We start from the raw sequence: 15,586 nt of genomic DNA on the forward strand, positions 1-15,586 counted from the left end.
TGTGACTGTGTCCAAGCCGTTATATTTCTTCCAGAATTCGGGGGTAATCACCCCTCCCCTATCATTGGGCGCATGGCCACACCGCTGTCTTATTCCGATACTTCTGGCTTCCCGCAGCTGCACATGTCACGAGTCATCGACGCTGATTTTGATACCGCCGCACACCGGCTATTCCGCTGGTCAATCCAACGCAGCGGCCTTTTCCGCGTGCACCCCACCCATGAGGTGGTAGAGCTCGGTGCGGAAGTCACCATGGGCCTCGGCCCGTGGGATTTTCGCTGCCGCGTGGTCGATGTCTTCCACGAAGACGGCCGCTGCGGGTTCACCTACGGCACCCTCCCTGGGCACCTCGAGCGCGGCGAGGAAACCTTCACCCTTGAGCGCCTGCGCGATGGTCGCACGCTTTTGCTTATCGACGCCGCCTCCGAGCCCTTCCTCCCCTTCCTGCGCCCACTTGTGGACGTGCCAAGGTGCCTGCTGATTAGCCGACTCTACCTTCACGCCTTGGACGATTAGCAGGATTGTATATACGACAAAAGCCGCCTCCCCGACCCCGGGAAAGCGGCTTAGACTCAGCGCTGGTTAGTTCTTGCGCTTGTCCTCAATAGACTCGCGAGCATCACGGACAGCGCCCTTGACGCGGTCAAAGAAGCCACCCTTCTTCGTGGACTCCTCTTGGTACTCGTGTGCCTTGTCCTCTACGAAGCCCTTAGCGCGCTGGAAAGCATCGCCGACGGCGCTACCAGCCTCAGATGCCTTGCCCTTTAGCTGGTCCAGGCGCTCAGAGGACTGCTGACCGTTAACGTTGTCCTGGTTCGGCGCAGTAGCAACGCGCTCTTCGTTTGCTTCACCTACGATGTGCTGGCTTGGCGCGTAGTCCGAGTTATCCTCGTCCAGCTTCTCCTGCAGGTCCGGCTGCTGCGGGGCGGAGCCGATGTGCTCTTCCTGTGCCCCACCTACGATGTGCTGGCTCGGTGCATAGTCCGAGTTATCCTCGTCCAACTTCTCCTGCAGATCCGGCTGCTGCGGAGCCGAACCAATGTGCTCTTCCTTCGCGCCGCCTACAATGTGCTGGCTTGGCGCGTAGTCAGAGTTATCCTCGTCCAGCTTCTCCTGCAGATCCGGCTGCTCGGAGGCAGAGCCTACATGCTCTTCGTCGGCGCCAGCGACAACGTGATTCTGCGGCTCGTACTTGCTGGCGGTGGATTCTGCATTATCCGCAGCCTGCTTGCCTACCGGCGTGGATAGGCCCGCTGCGCCCGCGGCGCCTGCCGCTGCAACACCTGCACCCGCTGCAGCCGCGCCGGACTGAGCGGAGGCGCCCGACTTAGCTGCCGAAGACACAGTGTCCTCAGATGCCAGGTACTTGTATTCGTTGCGGTCCAGGTCAACTTCGTGGCCTAGGTTATTCGCCATTGCTGCGTACTCCTTTAAATAGATTTATCTTCTCCCCTCTAGGGTTCCAGAAAATTCAGGAGCGTGCACGGAAATGGGTATGGGAAAGCGTCGACCGGTGGAGGGATCAGTCATCTCTAAACACTCAACATGGAAGGTTTCGCGTACGAGTTCAGCAGTCATCACCTCCTCGGTGACCCCTTCGGCCACAATGCGTCCCTCACGCATGGCTACGATTCTATCGGCGTAACGCGCGGCGTGGACCATATCGTGGACCACCATGACCACTGTGGTCCCGGCACCATTGAGGTCTCGGATGAGCTCCAAGATGGACAGTTGGTGCGCAGGGTCGAGGTAAGTAGTCGGCTCGTCAAGCAAGGTAATTGGTGTTTCTTGGGCCAAGGTCATGGCGAGGAAAACACGCTGGCGCTGACCGCCGGAAAGGTTTGCGGCGGAGGCATCGAGAAGCTCGCTCACCCCAGCACGCGAGGCAGCACGCTCAACCGCTGCATGATCTCCGGCCCGCATCGTCGCTAGCGCTCCTGTATAGGGATAGCGGCCGTAACCGATGACGTCGCGCACTAATACCCCTTCCGGGGCCACGGGATGTTGTGGCAGAAAAGAAACTTCACGGGCAAAGGCACGCGAGGAATACTTGCTGATATTTTGGTCCGAGAGGTACACCGCACCTGCGCTGGGCGTAAGTTGGCGGCCCAATGTCTTGAGAAGCGTCGACTTGCCGCAGCCATTCGGCCCGATCAGAGCGGTTACTTGACCGCTGGATAAGTGAAGATTTACGTCCTTGACCACATCGGGTCCACCGTAGCCCACGGTTAATCCGCTGCACGTCAGTGTCATGTCTAGCCTCCGTTTCGCACTCGGGTCAGCCGAGTCAATAGGAAAATGAAATACGGTGCACCGATCAGCGCGATGAGCGCGCCTACGGGGATTTCCGTGGGGGCGAAGGCCCAGCGACCGAGCGTATCGCATGCGGTCACAAGGACCGCGCCGCCTAGGGCCGCCACGGGTATTTGCCAGCGCAGGTTCGCACCAACAACCAAGCGAGCAGCATGGGGGACGATGAGTCCGGCGAAGCCCAAGACCCCGGCCGCGGCGACTCCCGCGGCACCGAGGATGACGGCTAAGGCTACTGCTATCAGGCGCCATATCTTGGTGCTCACGCCGATGCCGGCCATGGTGGAATCATCCAGCGCGAGCATATCCAGGTGTTTTGCCACCACCATCGCGACGGTTAGGGCGAGAAGGATAAAGGGGGCGACAATGGTGGCATCGCCAAGCGAGCGGGCGTAAAGCGAACCTTTCAGCCATGTCATGGCCGCTCCTGCCTCTGGCGCGGCGCGCACCAAGAGCAGTTCAGTGATGGCACCCAGCCCGAAAGATACCGCCACCCCGGTAAGGGGCAGGCGCACCGGATCGCTTACCCCGCGTCCAGCAAAAAGGAGAACCATCCCAGTTCCAGCCAACGCGCCGATAAAGGCGATAAAGGTCAGCAGGTGGGCCGGCAGGGCGCCTGCTCCCATGAGTACCGCAACGGCCGCGAGTCCACCGCCGGAGGTAATACCTACCGTATCTGGTGCGGCCAAGGGATTGCGTAGCGCGGATTGCAATAGACAGCCAGAAACAGCCATGGCACTGCCCGCGCAAATACCTACCAAGATCCGCGGTGCGCGGTACTTCCAGATGAGCGGATCTCCGGTAAAGAAGCCAGTGGTCACCTCACCCGGCGATTTCATCACCGCACCGACGCCCATGCCGATAACTGCGCTCAATACCAACGCCAGGATGAGTCCTACCAGAACCCCTACAAATCTCTTATGCCGCATGCCTCCCCCTCCCTAGAGCATGGACGGACCACAGCACTAAGGGCATGCCAGCCAAAGAAGTCACGATGCCCACTGGGGTCTCGGCCGGCGCCCAGATTGCCTGCCCAACCGAATCTGCCACCAGAAGCACCGCTGCTCCTACAATTCCAGCCACACACAGCCCCATGCGGTGGTGCGAGCCGCACACTCGCCACGCTACGGTCGCGGCCATCAGCCCCAAAAATCCAATCGGTCCGGTTGCGGCTACCGAAGGAGCAATGAGCACTACCGCCGCCGCAATGGCAGCCAACCGAATGCGCTCCGGCTTCGCCCCCACAGCACCGGCCACGGCATCGCCGGCTACGAGCAAGTCCAGCGTTTTCCCACCGATTAAAGTCAAGGGAACCACGATCAGCACAGCGACCAGCGCGGGCATAATATCGCTTAGGCGTACACCGGCAAGCCGGCCAGAGAGCCATGACATCACCGTCGCCAGTTGAGCTTCATCCACCACCAGGAAAATGGAGGTCAAGGCGCTACACAGTGCGGAAACGGCAACACCAACGAGTACCATGCGCTGGATCGCACCGCTCTTGCCGACGCCCACCGTCACCCCCACAGCAATCCCCGCACCCAGCAGCGCACCGGGCAGCTGGTCAACGCTCGAGGTTTCGCTTCCTAAAAACATTGCGGTTGCGACTGCACCGAGTGCCGCACCGGAGTTCACACCAGTGATGGACGGATCGGCGAGCGGATTCGCGGTTGCTGTGCGCAGCAATAACCCACCTACACCTATTGCAATACCGACCACCGTGGTAGCAAGGAGACGGTCAAAAGCCACGCTATGCAGCTCTTCTTCTAACCACGGGGTATCAACTGGCACCTGAACATGGCGGAGCCGCCACCACCACACAAAGGCAGCGGCAGCGGTTGCAAAGACCAAGCAGACGCTGGCTTTAGTTCGAGGTGCCACTACTTTTCAGCGGCGATAATGTCATCGAGCATATGCTCGGCAGACAATGGCCCGCGGGCGCGCGACCAGATATCTTGGTCCACCTCTACGATGTCACCGCTGCCCTTGGCATAGGGCGTCTTTTTAAACGCTTCGACGTCCTTGTACATAAAGACTCGGTCAGCCTTCATTCCAGGGAGCTTATCGCCGGTCAGTTCCGCTACATCAGTCTTAGATTCGATAGAAGACTTCTCGCCTTCGAAGGCATAGTCATAGCCCACTTTACTCAGTAGCGACTGAGGGAAAGAGGGGTTGACCCAGGTATAGAGCATCTCGCTAGACCAGCCAGCCACGACAGCACGACTCCCCGGCTTTACCGCGTCCTTGGTCTGAGCAATCTTGTCCTCGATGCGCTGACGGACTTCTTTAGCCTTTTCCTCTTTGCCGAGTTTGGCCGCGATCTCATCCATCGAGTCCAGCACGTCCGAGTAGGTTTCATCTGGGTAGGATTCCGTCTGCGCAATCTCTTCCAGCTGCGGCATGATATCAGCTTGACGGGTAGGGCTAGCCAAAATCAGATCTGGTTCCAAAGACTGGATAACCTCCAAGTTCGGCTGCTTGGCTTGGCCCACGGAGGTCGCCTGACCTAACTGGCCCTTCAAAGTAGTTGGTGCCTCCGACTTGCCGATTTCTACGATTCCCACAGGGTCCACATCGAGGGCCTTGAGAATTTCCTCATAGCGCCAATCGAGCGCCACAACTCGCTCGATTTTCCTATCTTCACCCAGTCCCTGAGAAGAATCAGAAGAACACGCGGCAAGGCCCACGCCTAGGGCTAAGGTGGCTACGAGTGCGATAACCGCACGCGTTTTAGTGAAGTCTTTCTTTTGCATAGGCTTACCTTAGCTTTATAAGGGTTTACTGTCTAGAGCCTGATTGCTTCCCTCTCCATGACAGACCATGCAGCCACAGGATGAGTTCCATGAGGGATAGCGGTGAGGAGCGGAAACCGAAATCCGCTCTAGCCACGATCATCTACAGCCTCTGCGAACGAACTCCAAACTGCGGTCTTTGGTGTTCATCTTTCGAATGCTCTAGCCCTTGAGCACAGCGCGGGAAACGATGACGGGGGCGTCGCTGAAAGGATCGTCCCAGATTTCTACATCGATACCGTAGGCTGCGGCTAAAATATCCTTCCGCAGTGCTTCCTTGGGAGTCCCCCGGGCTATGACCTCGCCGTTGTTCATAACCGCCCTGGTGTCGGAGTACTGACCAGCCAACATGTGGTCGTGCAGCACAACAACGACTGCCTTACCAGCGCGGGCTTGCTTGCGAACGGGCTCCAAAACACTAATCGCGTGGGCGGGATCGAGGAAGGTCGTAGGCTCGTCGAGCAGCGGCACCGGCGCGCCCTGAGCCAGAGCCAGTGCAAGCCGTGCCCATTGGCGCTGGCCGCCGAAGAAAACGAAAATGGCCCTCATCGGCGAATGGGGAGCAGTTCATCAATCTAGAGGGGCTAACTGTAATTGGCCTTACAACCGTTCCATATCTATAGGCTATGCGAAGTTTCCATAGCCAGAAATGGTGCTCACCCATAAGAACGCGGATACGACGAAAGCCGCGGCGAATGTGAAGGCAAAAGCACGCCATGATCGGTCGCTAAGCCGATCCTTTTTCAACATGTAGACAGATATGGCTAATACACCCAACACCACCAATGAAGGTAGAGGTAGCCCATAGAAAACGAAAGGTATTGGAAGCCATGTGGACAGGAGCACTCCGCCATGAAGGGTTACGACACCCAAGACAATTCCAAAAAGTATTCCCGGAATGATCGTTCTTTCTTTCACAACAAATTCCTTACCAATCAGTTTATCTTGATCAGGCCACCGTTTTTAGCCTGCGCATGACATTCATGGGCCTGACCCCGGAAAGTAGACACGTCGGGGGTCAGGCCCCCAGTTTTCTATCTCCAAAGTAAACAGAACCAAACCGCTTTTGAGTGGCAGCTAGATGATCGGTGATTGTGAATTGTCGAGCCAGGCCACGATGTGGTTTTCGGCTTGTCTCGCAGACGGTAGTTTGTCGAGGTGGCGGTCTCCGTTATGGTTCGTGAGAAGAAGCGGGAAGTAGTTTCCCTTGGCATTGAACTTGACCTGGAGGGTCTCGCCTTGCGAATTCTGGTACGTAACGAAGCCAGCGGACGGAGTCTCCGACAAGTGAGTCAGCCACTTAGGTACGGCTTTGGCAGAGGCGTAACGTTGCTCGCCCAATACGGTAGACGAGGTGGAGATGTCAGTGGTTTCGTCGCCTTCCAAGATCGGAATGCCCAAATGCGGGACCGAAATGGCGATGCCCTGGTGGAGGCCGAGCGCTGAAAGTTTTCGGGCGTCGCTCGAGAGATTTTCCGTGGGGATGTCGATTTTGGCTTGGCCGGGAGCTGGTGGTTCAACCTGCGCCAACTGCGCAATTGCGTCGAGTGCCGCCGTAGACTGAGGTGTATCTTCGAGGGCGATGATGGCCAAGTTGAGAGACTCGCGCTGCGACGTACTCGCCGTGTACAACTCGAGCGAGTCGGACTGATTCACTGAATCCAGCAGGATGCCGAGTATTTCGCCTTGGTAGGCGTAGATGGCCTCATCGATGGCGGTGGTGTCATGAATATTGCTCAACAGATGGTGGAGGTGCTCGGCGGCATCCGAGTCCATGGATTGGTCGTAAACTTTCGCATACAGTCGTCCGATGAGCAGCAGTGCGGAATCGCTATGCATAGTCTTTCGCTCCGTAAAAGTCGAAGGGGTACGGGTGGCTGGTCTTCCCGGCGAGGGGGTTTCGATCCTTTGGAGCGGAAAGCCATCCAGTGATGGCGCTGAGCACTTCGGCAGGCAGGCGCACTTCTTCTCCTTCTGCTGCAGCGAACCTGTAGCTGAGGGCGCCGGTTTTGTCAGCGTTTCCGTCAAGTCGCTCGGCCAGCTCGAATATTGTCAGCGCAGTGATATCTGCAACGAATCTGATTGCGTCATCAGATGACAGGGGCCCTGTTTCCTGGATTCGCGTGTGAAGCTGTTCAATGGTTGGCGTGACGACGTCTTCGAGGTCCGATTGAAATTGCGTCAGCTGTTCGTTGGTGGGCTGCGTTAACACTCTTATAACACTCCAGGGTTCCACGGGATATTTGTAGGTTGAGACAAGCCTTGTTGCTTGAGCTGCTCGATACCATAATCGGTTAGTGCTTCCGCTTCAGATTGGCTGAATCCGACCGAGGTGTGTGCCTTTACCTCGATGGCTCTCACGTCGTTCCAAGTATAGGTATCGACGTCAGGATCGAAATTCTTGGCAAAATCATCATATCCGCGTCGTTGTACTGCAGTGATCTCTTTGTGAAGCGCAGATCCGGTTGCGGGATTGCGCGGTGCAGGATTTTGAGCCTAGTGCACCAAATGGCGATTTCAGCATAAAACGAAAGAGACCCCTACCAGCGTTTCCACTGGTAGGGGCTTGGAAGTTGGTAGCGGGGGCAGGATTCGAACCTACGACCTCTGGGTTCTCACCCTCATGTTCGAGCCACCTGCAGTTATTGCCCTTTTACCTGCTGTTTAGAGAGGTATCAGTATACTGGCGCCTACTGGTCTTTACCGCAGATTACCAACTCTTAAGTCCCGTTTTGAGTCCCACTTTCTTCACCGAGATTCAAGGCGCCCCGCATAGCGTCTACATCAGTCCAATCCGTGTAGTTGCGCGCGTTCACGTCGACGTCATGCCCGAAATAGGCTGCACGCACCTGGGCGGGTACCCCTCGCGCGATGGCCCGGTGGACCTGACCCCTGTTTGGTGGACACCTGATATCCAGCCCAGTCGGGCTGGAAGAAAGGTAATCTACCACCATGTCCAGGTACTCCGAACAGTTCAAACGCGATGCCGTGGCCCTCTACGAAAACAATGAGGACCTCTCACTGAACTCAGCATCAGCAGAGCTCGGTATCAACCGTGCCTCGCTGCATTCTTGGATCAAGAAGTACGGCACCGGCAAACGTGCCCGCACAAAAAGCATGCGCGACAAGGTCCAAGCAGCGAATGATTCCGAACGGATCCGCCAGTTAGAAAAAGAGAACGCAAAGCTGCGCGAAGAACGTGACATCCTGCGCAAGGCCGCGAAATATTTTGCCGAAGAGACTCACTGGTGATCCGCTTCCAGTTTGTCTATGACCACCGAACCGAATTCTCGGTTAAGCGGATGTGCCAGGTGTTAAAGCTCAATCGCTCCTCGTTCTACAAATGGGTGCAAACCCGCGAAGAACGCAGGTTAAAGACGTGTTCGGATGCTCTTATTGGTGCAAGAATCAAGACCATCTTCGATGATGAATACGGGCTTTATGGTGCTAAACGCATCGCTGCAAGCCTTAAAGCCGATACGAGCTTTGGCCCGATAAATCACAAGAAAGTCGCACGAATCATGAAATCCATGGGACTTAAAGGCTTTACCAAACGCCGCCGATGCGTCACTACCAGGCGTAAGCCTGGTCACCGCGTCATGCCAGATCTAGTAGGCCGCAGATTCACAGCTGACAGGCCAAACCACGTCTATGTAGGCGACATTACGTACCTGCCGTGTAAGGGCGGCAAGAACATGTACCTGGCCACGGTCATCGACGTCTACTCGCGCAAACTTGTCGGACATGCACTCGCCGATCACATGCGGGTATCACTGGTTATCGAAGCTTTGTCCCATGCCAGGAAAGTCCGCGGAAGCCTTAAAGGGGCAATTTTCCATTCTGATCACGGCAGCGTGTACACCTCACAAGCCTTTAGGAACTATTGCTCGTCGTTGGGTGTGCGCCAGTCTATGGGAGCGGTAGGAACGAGTGCTGATAACGCCCTAGCAGAATCGTTTAACGCCACGCTCAAGCGGGAAATCTTGCGTGACAGGAAAGTCTTTGACAATCCGATCTCCTGCCGCCAAGAAGTCTTCCGGTGGTGCATGCGCTACAACACACGCCGACGGCACTCCTGGTGCAATCTTTCAGCTCCTGACGTCTTTGAAGCCGAGAATTCAGCTACACTGACTAGAGCAGCATAGCTAACCCCCGACGTGTCCACTTTCCGGGGGTCAGGCCCGCCCGGTTATTGAGCACCGTGCGCCAGTCATGGGATCTCATTAAAGCGATGTGGTTTTCCTGGAGCTGCGCGCCTACATCTTTAAACAGAGCCGCTGACGCTTTCACGGCGTTGTCGGTGCGCCAGTGCGCCTTCTTGTCTCCTGGCGAAGGGATCAGTGGATCGGTCGTTTCTAGTCCGTCGAGCCGGTTTAACCAGAACTTTTCGACACGCTTGTCCAGGAACGGGATAGAACGGCCTCTGTGCGTTTTGGATTGCTCAGATGTAATGCTGATAGCGATCTGCCCATTAGCGACTTTTACAGAATGCCTCGTCACTGCCAGTGCCTCGGAGATGCGAAGTCCCGTCCCCGCTTGCAGTAGTGCCAGCGCGACCACGTTGTCATGTTTTGCGATGGAGCTTGCTCGTCTGTCCGTGCCCGGTGGTAACGGTCTGGCGGTATCGCGTGCAATGAGATGGTCTACAACGGCGTCGTATTGGGCGTTCGTCAGGGCGTGACCACCTTGTGGTTTATTGCCCTTCTTGACCTCGCCGAGGTCGATGCTGATTCCGCGTAACGGGTTGTGGTCGATAACACCCTCGCGGATGAGCTGATCCAGAATGTACTTGCTCACGACGGTGCGGGCCTGCCGTGCAGATTCCGACCCGTTTGCGGTGGCGATGGCCTGCAATGCGTGTTCGAGAGTTCGGAATTTCACAGCTTCGCCAATGGCGTGTTTTCCTAGCTGTGCTTCGGCCTGCTTTAATGCGAGCTCATACCGGGCGCGCGTGTTCGGTCGCAGACGTGCCGCTCGGATGGCCGGCTTAGAGACGTCGGTAATGAACGCCGAGAAGTTCTTGCTCTTATCCCAATTGGTCCACGTCGAGTTGAGCTTGCTATCCCGCTTCTCGACGGCAATTCGCCGGAATTCCCCCTTTGTCCTTGCCCGGATTGTCGGGCGGTAAGTCGTTCCGTCCCATAGTCGGACCGTGATTTTCGCTTCGTATGGACCTCGCGGCGGTAAAGCATCAACGACGCGGTCGATGGAATCTTCCCCAAGGCTTAGTTTCGTTCTGGCGGCACGTATTTGCTTGGACATACACACCACTATAGACCCACTTTTGCAATAGGTTCGAATTTGTTATCATTGCTGGTATGGATCCTTCAGAACGTCTTCCAATTTGGTCTACCGATGACGTCGCGCGCAGACGCCAGGAAGTGTTGTGCACGTTGGTTGACGATAATCACCCGCTTTATGTTGACGCTCGCGAATTGTTCACTCCCCCACTTTCCCGCGAGGAGGTCACACAGCTCTTGCTTACCGCCCTTGAAACCTACTGTGAAATCCGCGCGGTAGCTCGTGAACTAAGGTATCTGGACCCCATTGTGAAAAATGATACGAAAGGTCGTCAGAAGCGACACCCGCGTCTGCACGCTGTCCGCAAACACCTCCAGGCACGACTCGAGTTTCTGGAGAACGAAGCTGATCGAACGTTGCCGTTCACCTTTTATCGGCCTAACGCAGGACGACGCTTCGCCGCAGGTGAAGGACTGACGATGGATCTTATCGACCCTGTACCGGACAGTGTCGTGGCTACGATGTTTCCGCCGGTCTTTGATTTTCCCTCACAAGTAGGCTAAAATATAATCAGCCGTACCTGCGACGGTTGGCCACCGAGGCACCGGGTAGAATAAGAACCCAAGGTTTGCAACTCGGATATGCAGGCCCCCAAAGCGGATAACCGCTAGGCCGGGGCCCTTTCAGCATGTCTGGAGCAAACCTTGAAAGGCGTTTCTAATTTAAAACTGGTCGATCATGCCGAGCCTATTGCGGTTAAAAGTTCGGTAGCGGCATCCCTGATCGGAATTGCCCCTCAAACTCTCAACAACTGGCGTGTTCAGGGCAAAGGGCCCAGATACGCCAGCGTGGGTACCAACCTCGTCGTCTACAGAATCGCTGATATTGAGGCGTGGCTAGATGAGCATGTTGTCGGTGGTGAGAAGCCATGACAACAGCGAACGAGGCGTGGAGCATAGAGATCTCCCCCAAGGACGCGCCCGACACGGTGCGTCACGAGCATGAACTCATCGAGCTTGGCGTGAATGGCACCGAGTGGCAGTCACGCCTCGTCGACACTTCCGTCGACGTTCCTGGGCGTTCTGCCCCGTCGTACTTCACTGTTTTGGTACGTCGTGAACCTCGATCTGTGGCTAAGGTCTCCGAGACCTTAGCCACGATTTCGGGCTGTTCTGCGGACGTTCCTGCTGGTCAAGACCCTAATGTCAATTCAGGCCAAAAACCCCTAGGGGAGAGGCAGAATGGCCGGACCGGAGAGTCCGGCCATCGTGACTCCGGCCACCGTGACTCCGCAGCAGCAGCAGCGGTGGAAGCCGCTGCGGTTGCAGGGGTTGATGCCGGTGTCGATGTTAAGAGTTTCGGCCAGCTACCAACTGTGAGGTCGATGGGTAGTGGCGGTCGCCGGGCTCAAGTGATCGGGTTTGATACTGAGTTCACCTACCGCGAAGATGACCCCGCTAAGCGCGTCATCGATAGCTATCAGTTCGCCTGTACTGATGCTCTCGATGATGGTGTTCTCGTACAGGTGGTTGTGTTGCCTCTGGCGGGTGATCGCATCTACCTTGAGGATGCTCTCTACATCGTCAGTCTTGCAGCTGGTCTGCATGTCCTGTCACCCTCTCGGGAGCCTATCGATCCTCGTGGCGTGCTCGTCCGCGATGTAAGGAAACTCAACCCTCTGGGGAAATTTGACTACTCCGCCACGCGAGATGCGGTGTTCAAGGCTCGCATTGCCGTCGTCCTGGCGTGTCATTTCGGCAACGCCGATCTGACCGCTTTTCGCCGCCCTCCCGAGCAGCGCAATGGTGGGGAAAAACATTATGACATCCTCCGTCGTGTGACCTCTGCTTCGGGGGGCTTAGTTTCGCTGCAACCTGCCCGCTTCATGCGCAAGTCTGGCAAAGGCTCCAACAGCTATCGCTGGTTACCGTTCTCTGTGACCGTTCGTGACACGATGTGTCAGGCTGCACCCGGTCATAAGAGTCTCGCTGCTCTTGGCGATGTTTGCGGTGTTCCCAAGCTTGATGTTGGTTCCTCAATCGAGAATATGACCTCAATGCGTCGTGACGATCTGACGACGTTCCTCGAATATGGGGTGAATGACGCTGTCATCGTTGTTGAGTACCTGGCGTTGCTGTGGGGTCTCAACATCGTTCCGCCTGTCACCCTTTCGGGTGCGGGTGCCAGTGCTGTCCGCGACGGAATCATGCGTTACATGGGCGACAAGGCGTTGAAGGACTTCCTCATCAACTTTCGTGGTCTCGTGCGGTTGACGGACCCTGAACCGTTTTTAGACCATGACCATCTTTCGTATTACACCACACGAGAGTTGGTACCCGTGGACGGCGATGCCAATCAATCCCACACTGCGTGGAAAATGGCGTTTCACGGTGGCTGGAACAGTTGTCTGTCTCCTGGTCATCATCCTTACCCGACCTTCGATCACGATATTCAATCTGCGTACCCGTCTGCGATGGCATCGGTGATTGATGTGGATTATGTGGGCGGTTGTATCGAGGAGGTTGTGAAGGACCGGGTACTTACGCTGGACGACTTTCCGTTAGGTCCCATTACCCCGTTGGTTGCCTACGTGAGTTGGAAGTTCCCGGATGATGTTGTTGCGCCTTGCTTGCCGGTGGTCGTCGGTGACTGCGTGTTGTATCCACGAACGTCTGCCGGTGCTGGAGCCGCGCAAGGTGACGATGTTGGGGGGTATGACGGGTTTCATGGTGCTTGGTGCGCTGGACCTGAGTTGTACCTTGCGTTGAAGCTGGGGGCGACGGTGCGTGTTCAGATTGGCTATCGCATGAGGTTGCGTATGCATTCTGGTAGTACTCCGTCCCGATCACTGCGCTTCGCCCTCCGACAGATGGTTGAAGATCGTGCGACTGCGAAGAAGATCTTCGGCAAGGGGTCGCTGGAAGAGCAGACTGTCAAGGTTGCGACGAACTCCGTCTACGGGAAGCTGGCTCAGGACGTCTCCGAGCGTAACGGGTGGGGTGCATGGGCTGAGGAGATGGAGTCTATTGGTGGGTCGTCCGTAACCTCTCCCTATCACGCGTCGATGACAACGTCGCTTGTTCGCGCTCTCCTTCTGGCGATGGCCAATACGATTCCGATTCTGTCTGTCACGACTGACGGCTTCATCACGCCTGTTGAAGAGATTGAGCACTTTGATTGCTTTGGCATCGCGAATGTGTTCCGTGCCGCCCGTCGTGCGTTGGTAGGTGATCCGACGGTCTGGGAGATCAAGCACTACCAGGACGATCTAGTGAATTTCTCGACGCGTGGCAATGTGTCCTTGCTGGAACACGGTGTGCTCGCTAAGGCTGGGTTGAAAGTTCCTGAGGAGGTTGAACGTGGGACCGTCGCGGAGCGTCGCTGGTTTCGCGATACCGCTCTTTCACTCCTGGGAAAGATACCTAACCCCTACACGTCTTTCCCAACATTTCGGGAGTTGTCGCGGTCCGTAAACCGGTTGGACTTCCACCCGGTGGATCGCACGCCTGAGGTCTCAACGGTGGACTTTGACCTAAAACGGCAGCCTCTACGTGGCACGCTCCGGGTTGATGTGATTGACGGCAACGAAATGGCGGGGTTCGACACTTGCGCGTGGGACTCAGTCGACGACTATAAACATGCACGTGGGATCGCTGGTCACATGCAGTTGGTTCGGTATGGGACCACAGGTGTTGACCGTCCTACTGGGTGTCTGCGCACGGGTCATGATTGGGAGACCTGGTTTAAGCGTTTTGAGTCTGCTCGGGGTCGTCGTATCCGTACGGCTGACAGTGCCCTACTCACCGAACTCGTTGCCGCGCATAAGGCTGGTCTTGTCGTCGTTGACCGTTTGGCTGTTCGCGTTTCCGTGGCTCAGAAGGTGGGTTGGTTGTCCTCTTTGGGGATGGGTGAATTCACCCGGGCGCAGTGGGATCACATGAGCAAGAAGGTTCGGCGTTCGACGGTGCTACGCGATGCCGATATGGATGCTGTTCGTGCCTTTGCCGATGAGCTGAATCGCGGTGATGGCTATGTCTAGCACCCCTCCCCCTAGTCGGTTTGGTATGAAGCTTTCTCGCGGCCCTCCTATAGGCACTTTTATCGTCACAGAGACGCTAACCATGCAAGCAACAGCACCCCAGCTAAGTCTTGAACCATCGGGTGCTTAGACCGAGTTCCCGATGGCACCAATACACCGCAACCCAAGATAAGGAGGAACATATGGAGCCACAATCGCCCCGAGCACCACGGATGCCGAGCGCCCCACGAGCGCCGCGCAGTGGAGCTAAAACAGGCGCGGAAATGGAGGAGAGCAGGTACGCAGCGGAGGAGTCTGCGAAGGGGCTTATCGCCGGTTTGGTTGGTCTAGACCGCGCCGATATTATCCGTCGTTCCAACCGAGTCCAGGAGATTCTGGACGATTTTGCCCAGCACGCCCCAAAAGAAGAAGTGTCTTTGGAGCAGCTTAAAGCGGAGGGAGAAAAGGTTGACGCTGAGCTTGATCAGCTAGAGCAAACCCTCGATGAGCGCGCTCAGTCGCGGCGGAAAAAGCAGAATCAAGGTGGCTACCCACCGCAGCCGCCGCGGAAAAAGAAGCCTCGTGTCCCTCGGGTCAAAAACCCGCGATTCACCCCACTTTTCCAGAATGAACCAGAAGCAAAAGACACCAGTAAAGGATGGGAACCAGAACTATGATTACGAAGTCTCAGACCGCTTCGTCGGTAAAAAAGATTGAAGCTCTCCGCCAGGAGCGGGAGCAAAAAGAAGCCGAAGAAGCCAAGAAGGTTGAGGAGTTTAAGCGTCAATTAGGCGAAGTTCTCTACGCCTGCGCTTATGAGCCTTCAAGCAAGTGGTCCAAATTTCGCGGCGGTTCCGTAAGGGAACTGTTCGCAGAAATCGGTATACGGGAGGCCCCCTCCCGTGAAGCGTCCGAGGGACACGAGGGCGCACCTCGCGGCGGAACGCAGGAGCCGATAAAGGCTCCGCAGTCGATTCAGAGGACTCCACAGAGTCAAATGAATCCCGCCGCAGGCCCGAAGCACGCGGGCCAGAATGGCCCGCAAGCGTAGGGCCAGAGGGTCGAGGGAGAGAATCTCCCTCGCCAGCGCCACGAGGCACCGGAGGTGCCCGAGTGGCTTGCTGGCCGCCTGTTTGTGAGGGCCGTCTTTGACGGTGGCGAGTACGCCTGAATCTGCCCCGCAGATTCAGGGGGCCGACACCGGAGAAGCGTGACCCTTACAAAC

16 protein-coding genes are annotated in these 15,586 nt (G+C 56.6%); 7 read left to right on the top strand and 9 right to left on the bottom strand.

The genetic code is table 11. The features are described 5' to 3' along the window. Window positions 1–72: 72 nt before the first annotated feature. Entirely contained in the window at window positions 73–516 is a 444-nt protein-coding gene (locus tag ACKFRY_RS11260; protein ID WP_408922867.1) for a DUF1990 family protein, read from the top strand. 66 nt (window positions 517–582) lie between these two features. Here ACKFRY_RS11260 and ACKFRY_RS11265 read toward each other — a convergent pair whose 3' ends face one another. The 8 genes from ACKFRY_RS11265 to ACKFRY_RS11300 all read right to left on the bottom strand — a co-directional run bounded on the left by ACKFRY_RS11265 (window position 583) and on the right by ACKFRY_RS11300 (window position 7,338). Continuing rightward, window positions 583–1,416 (bottom strand): kinesin, encoded by an 834-nt coding sequence (locus tag ACKFRY_RS11265; RefSeq protein WP_250410760.1) that lies wholly within the window; start codon window positions 1,414–1,416, stop codon window positions 583–585. Between the two features lie 24 nt (window positions 1,417–1,440). Beyond that, complete coding sequence (locus ACKFRY_RS11270) at window positions 1,441–2,253, bottom strand: ABC transporter ATP-binding protein (protein ID WP_408922868.1); 813 nt, start codon at window positions 2,251–2,253, stop codon at window positions 1,441–1,443. A gap of 2 nt (window positions 2,254–2,255) precedes the next feature. Continuing rightward, a complete protein-coding gene (locus tag ACKFRY_RS11275) occupies window positions 2,256–3,239 on the bottom strand; it encodes a FecCD family ABC transporter permease (protein ID WP_408919112.1) in 984 nt (327 codons plus the stop codon). After that, window positions 3,229–4,161, bottom strand: coding sequence for a FecCD family ABC transporter permease (locus ACKFRY_RS11280; RefSeq protein WP_408919113.1), 933 nt, complete (start codon window positions 4,159–4,161; stop codon window positions 3,229–3,231). The genes ACKFRY_RS11275 and ACKFRY_RS11280 overlap by 11 nt, the downstream gene beginning before the upstream one ends. 29 nt (window positions 4,162–4,190) lie before the next feature. Further along, a complete protein-coding gene (locus ACKFRY_RS11285) occupies window positions 4,191–5,063 on the bottom strand; it encodes an ABC transporter substrate-binding protein (protein ID WP_408922869.1) in 873 nt (290 codons plus the stop codon). A 201-nt stretch (window positions 5,064–5,264) separates the two neighbouring features. Further along, window positions 5,265–5,651, bottom strand: a complete 387-nt coding sequence (locus ACKFRY_RS11290) for a hypothetical protein (protein ID WP_394286743.1) — start codon at window positions 5,649–5,651, stop codon at window positions 5,265–5,267. Window positions 5,652–6,179: 528 nt separating this feature from the next. Beyond that, a complete protein-coding gene (locus tag ACKFRY_RS11295) occupies window positions 6,180–6,941 on the bottom strand; it encodes a hypothetical protein (protein WP_408919114.1) in 762 nt (253 codons plus the stop codon). Next, a complete protein-coding gene (locus ACKFRY_RS11300; protein WP_250412643.1) occupies window positions 6,934–7,338 on the bottom strand; it encodes a hypothetical protein in 405 nt (134 codons plus the stop codon). Before ACKFRY_RS11300 ends, ACKFRY_RS11295 begins: the two co-directional genes overlap by 8 nt. Before the next feature lie 716 nt (window positions 7,339–8,054). Here ACKFRY_RS11300 and ACKFRY_RS11305 point away from each other — a divergent pair. After that, window positions 8,055–9,247, top strand: a protein-coding gene (locus tag ACKFRY_RS11305) for an IS3 family transposase (RefSeq protein ID WP_100067808.1) whose coding sequence is annotated in 2 segments (ribosomal slippage) — window positions 8,055–8,334 and window positions 8,334–9,247 — 1,194 coding nt in all. Because the reading frame shifts where the segments join, the coding sequence is not laid out codon by codon here. Here the strand turns inward: ACKFRY_RS11305 and ACKFRY_RS11310 are convergent. After that, entirely contained in the window at window positions 9,234–10,364 is a 1,131-nt protein-coding gene (locus tag ACKFRY_RS11310; protein WP_408922870.1) for a hypothetical protein, read from the bottom strand. The two genes, ACKFRY_RS11305 and ACKFRY_RS11310, sit on opposite strands and share 14 nt — an antisense overlap. A gap of 56 nt (window positions 10,365–10,420) precedes the next feature. Here ACKFRY_RS11310 and ACKFRY_RS11315 point away from each other — a divergent pair, with 56 nt between their 5' ends. From ACKFRY_RS11315 to ACKFRY_RS11335, 5 genes are all read left to right on the top strand, one after another. Next, window positions 10,421–10,906 (top strand): hypothetical protein, encoded by a 486-nt coding sequence (locus ACKFRY_RS11315; protein WP_141759381.1) that lies wholly within the window; start codon window positions 10,421–10,423, stop codon window positions 10,904–10,906. A gap of 141 nt (window positions 10,907–11,047) precedes the next feature. Then, window positions 11,048–11,275, top strand: a complete 228-nt coding sequence (locus ACKFRY_RS11320) for an AlpA family transcriptional regulator (RefSeq protein ID WP_150850480.1) — start codon at window positions 11,048–11,050, stop codon at window positions 11,273–11,275. Continuing rightward, complete coding sequence (locus ACKFRY_RS11325) at window positions 11,272–14,382, top strand: hypothetical protein (protein ID WP_408922871.1); 3,111 nt, start codon at window positions 11,272–11,274, stop codon at window positions 14,380–14,382. Before ACKFRY_RS11320 ends, ACKFRY_RS11325 begins: the two co-directional genes overlap by 4 nt. A 263-nt stretch (window positions 14,383–14,645) precedes the next feature. Then, complete coding sequence (locus ACKFRY_RS11330; protein ID WP_070769495.1) at window positions 14,646–15,038, top strand: hypothetical protein; 393 nt, start codon at window positions 14,646–14,648, stop codon at window positions 15,036–15,038. Further along, a complete protein-coding gene (locus ACKFRY_RS11335; RefSeq protein WP_070769496.1) occupies window positions 15,035–15,412 on the top strand; it encodes a hypothetical protein in 378 nt (125 codons plus the stop codon). The genes ACKFRY_RS11330 and ACKFRY_RS11335 overlap by 4 nt, the downstream gene beginning before the upstream one ends. Window positions 15,413–15,586: the final 174 nt, after the last annotated feature.

It is taken from the genome of Corynebacterium tuberculostearicum (assembly GCF_046097255.1).
Taxonomy (GTDB): domain Bacteria; phylum Actinomycetota; class Actinomycetes; order Mycobacteriales; family Mycobacteriaceae; genus Corynebacterium; species Corynebacterium tuberculostearicum_J.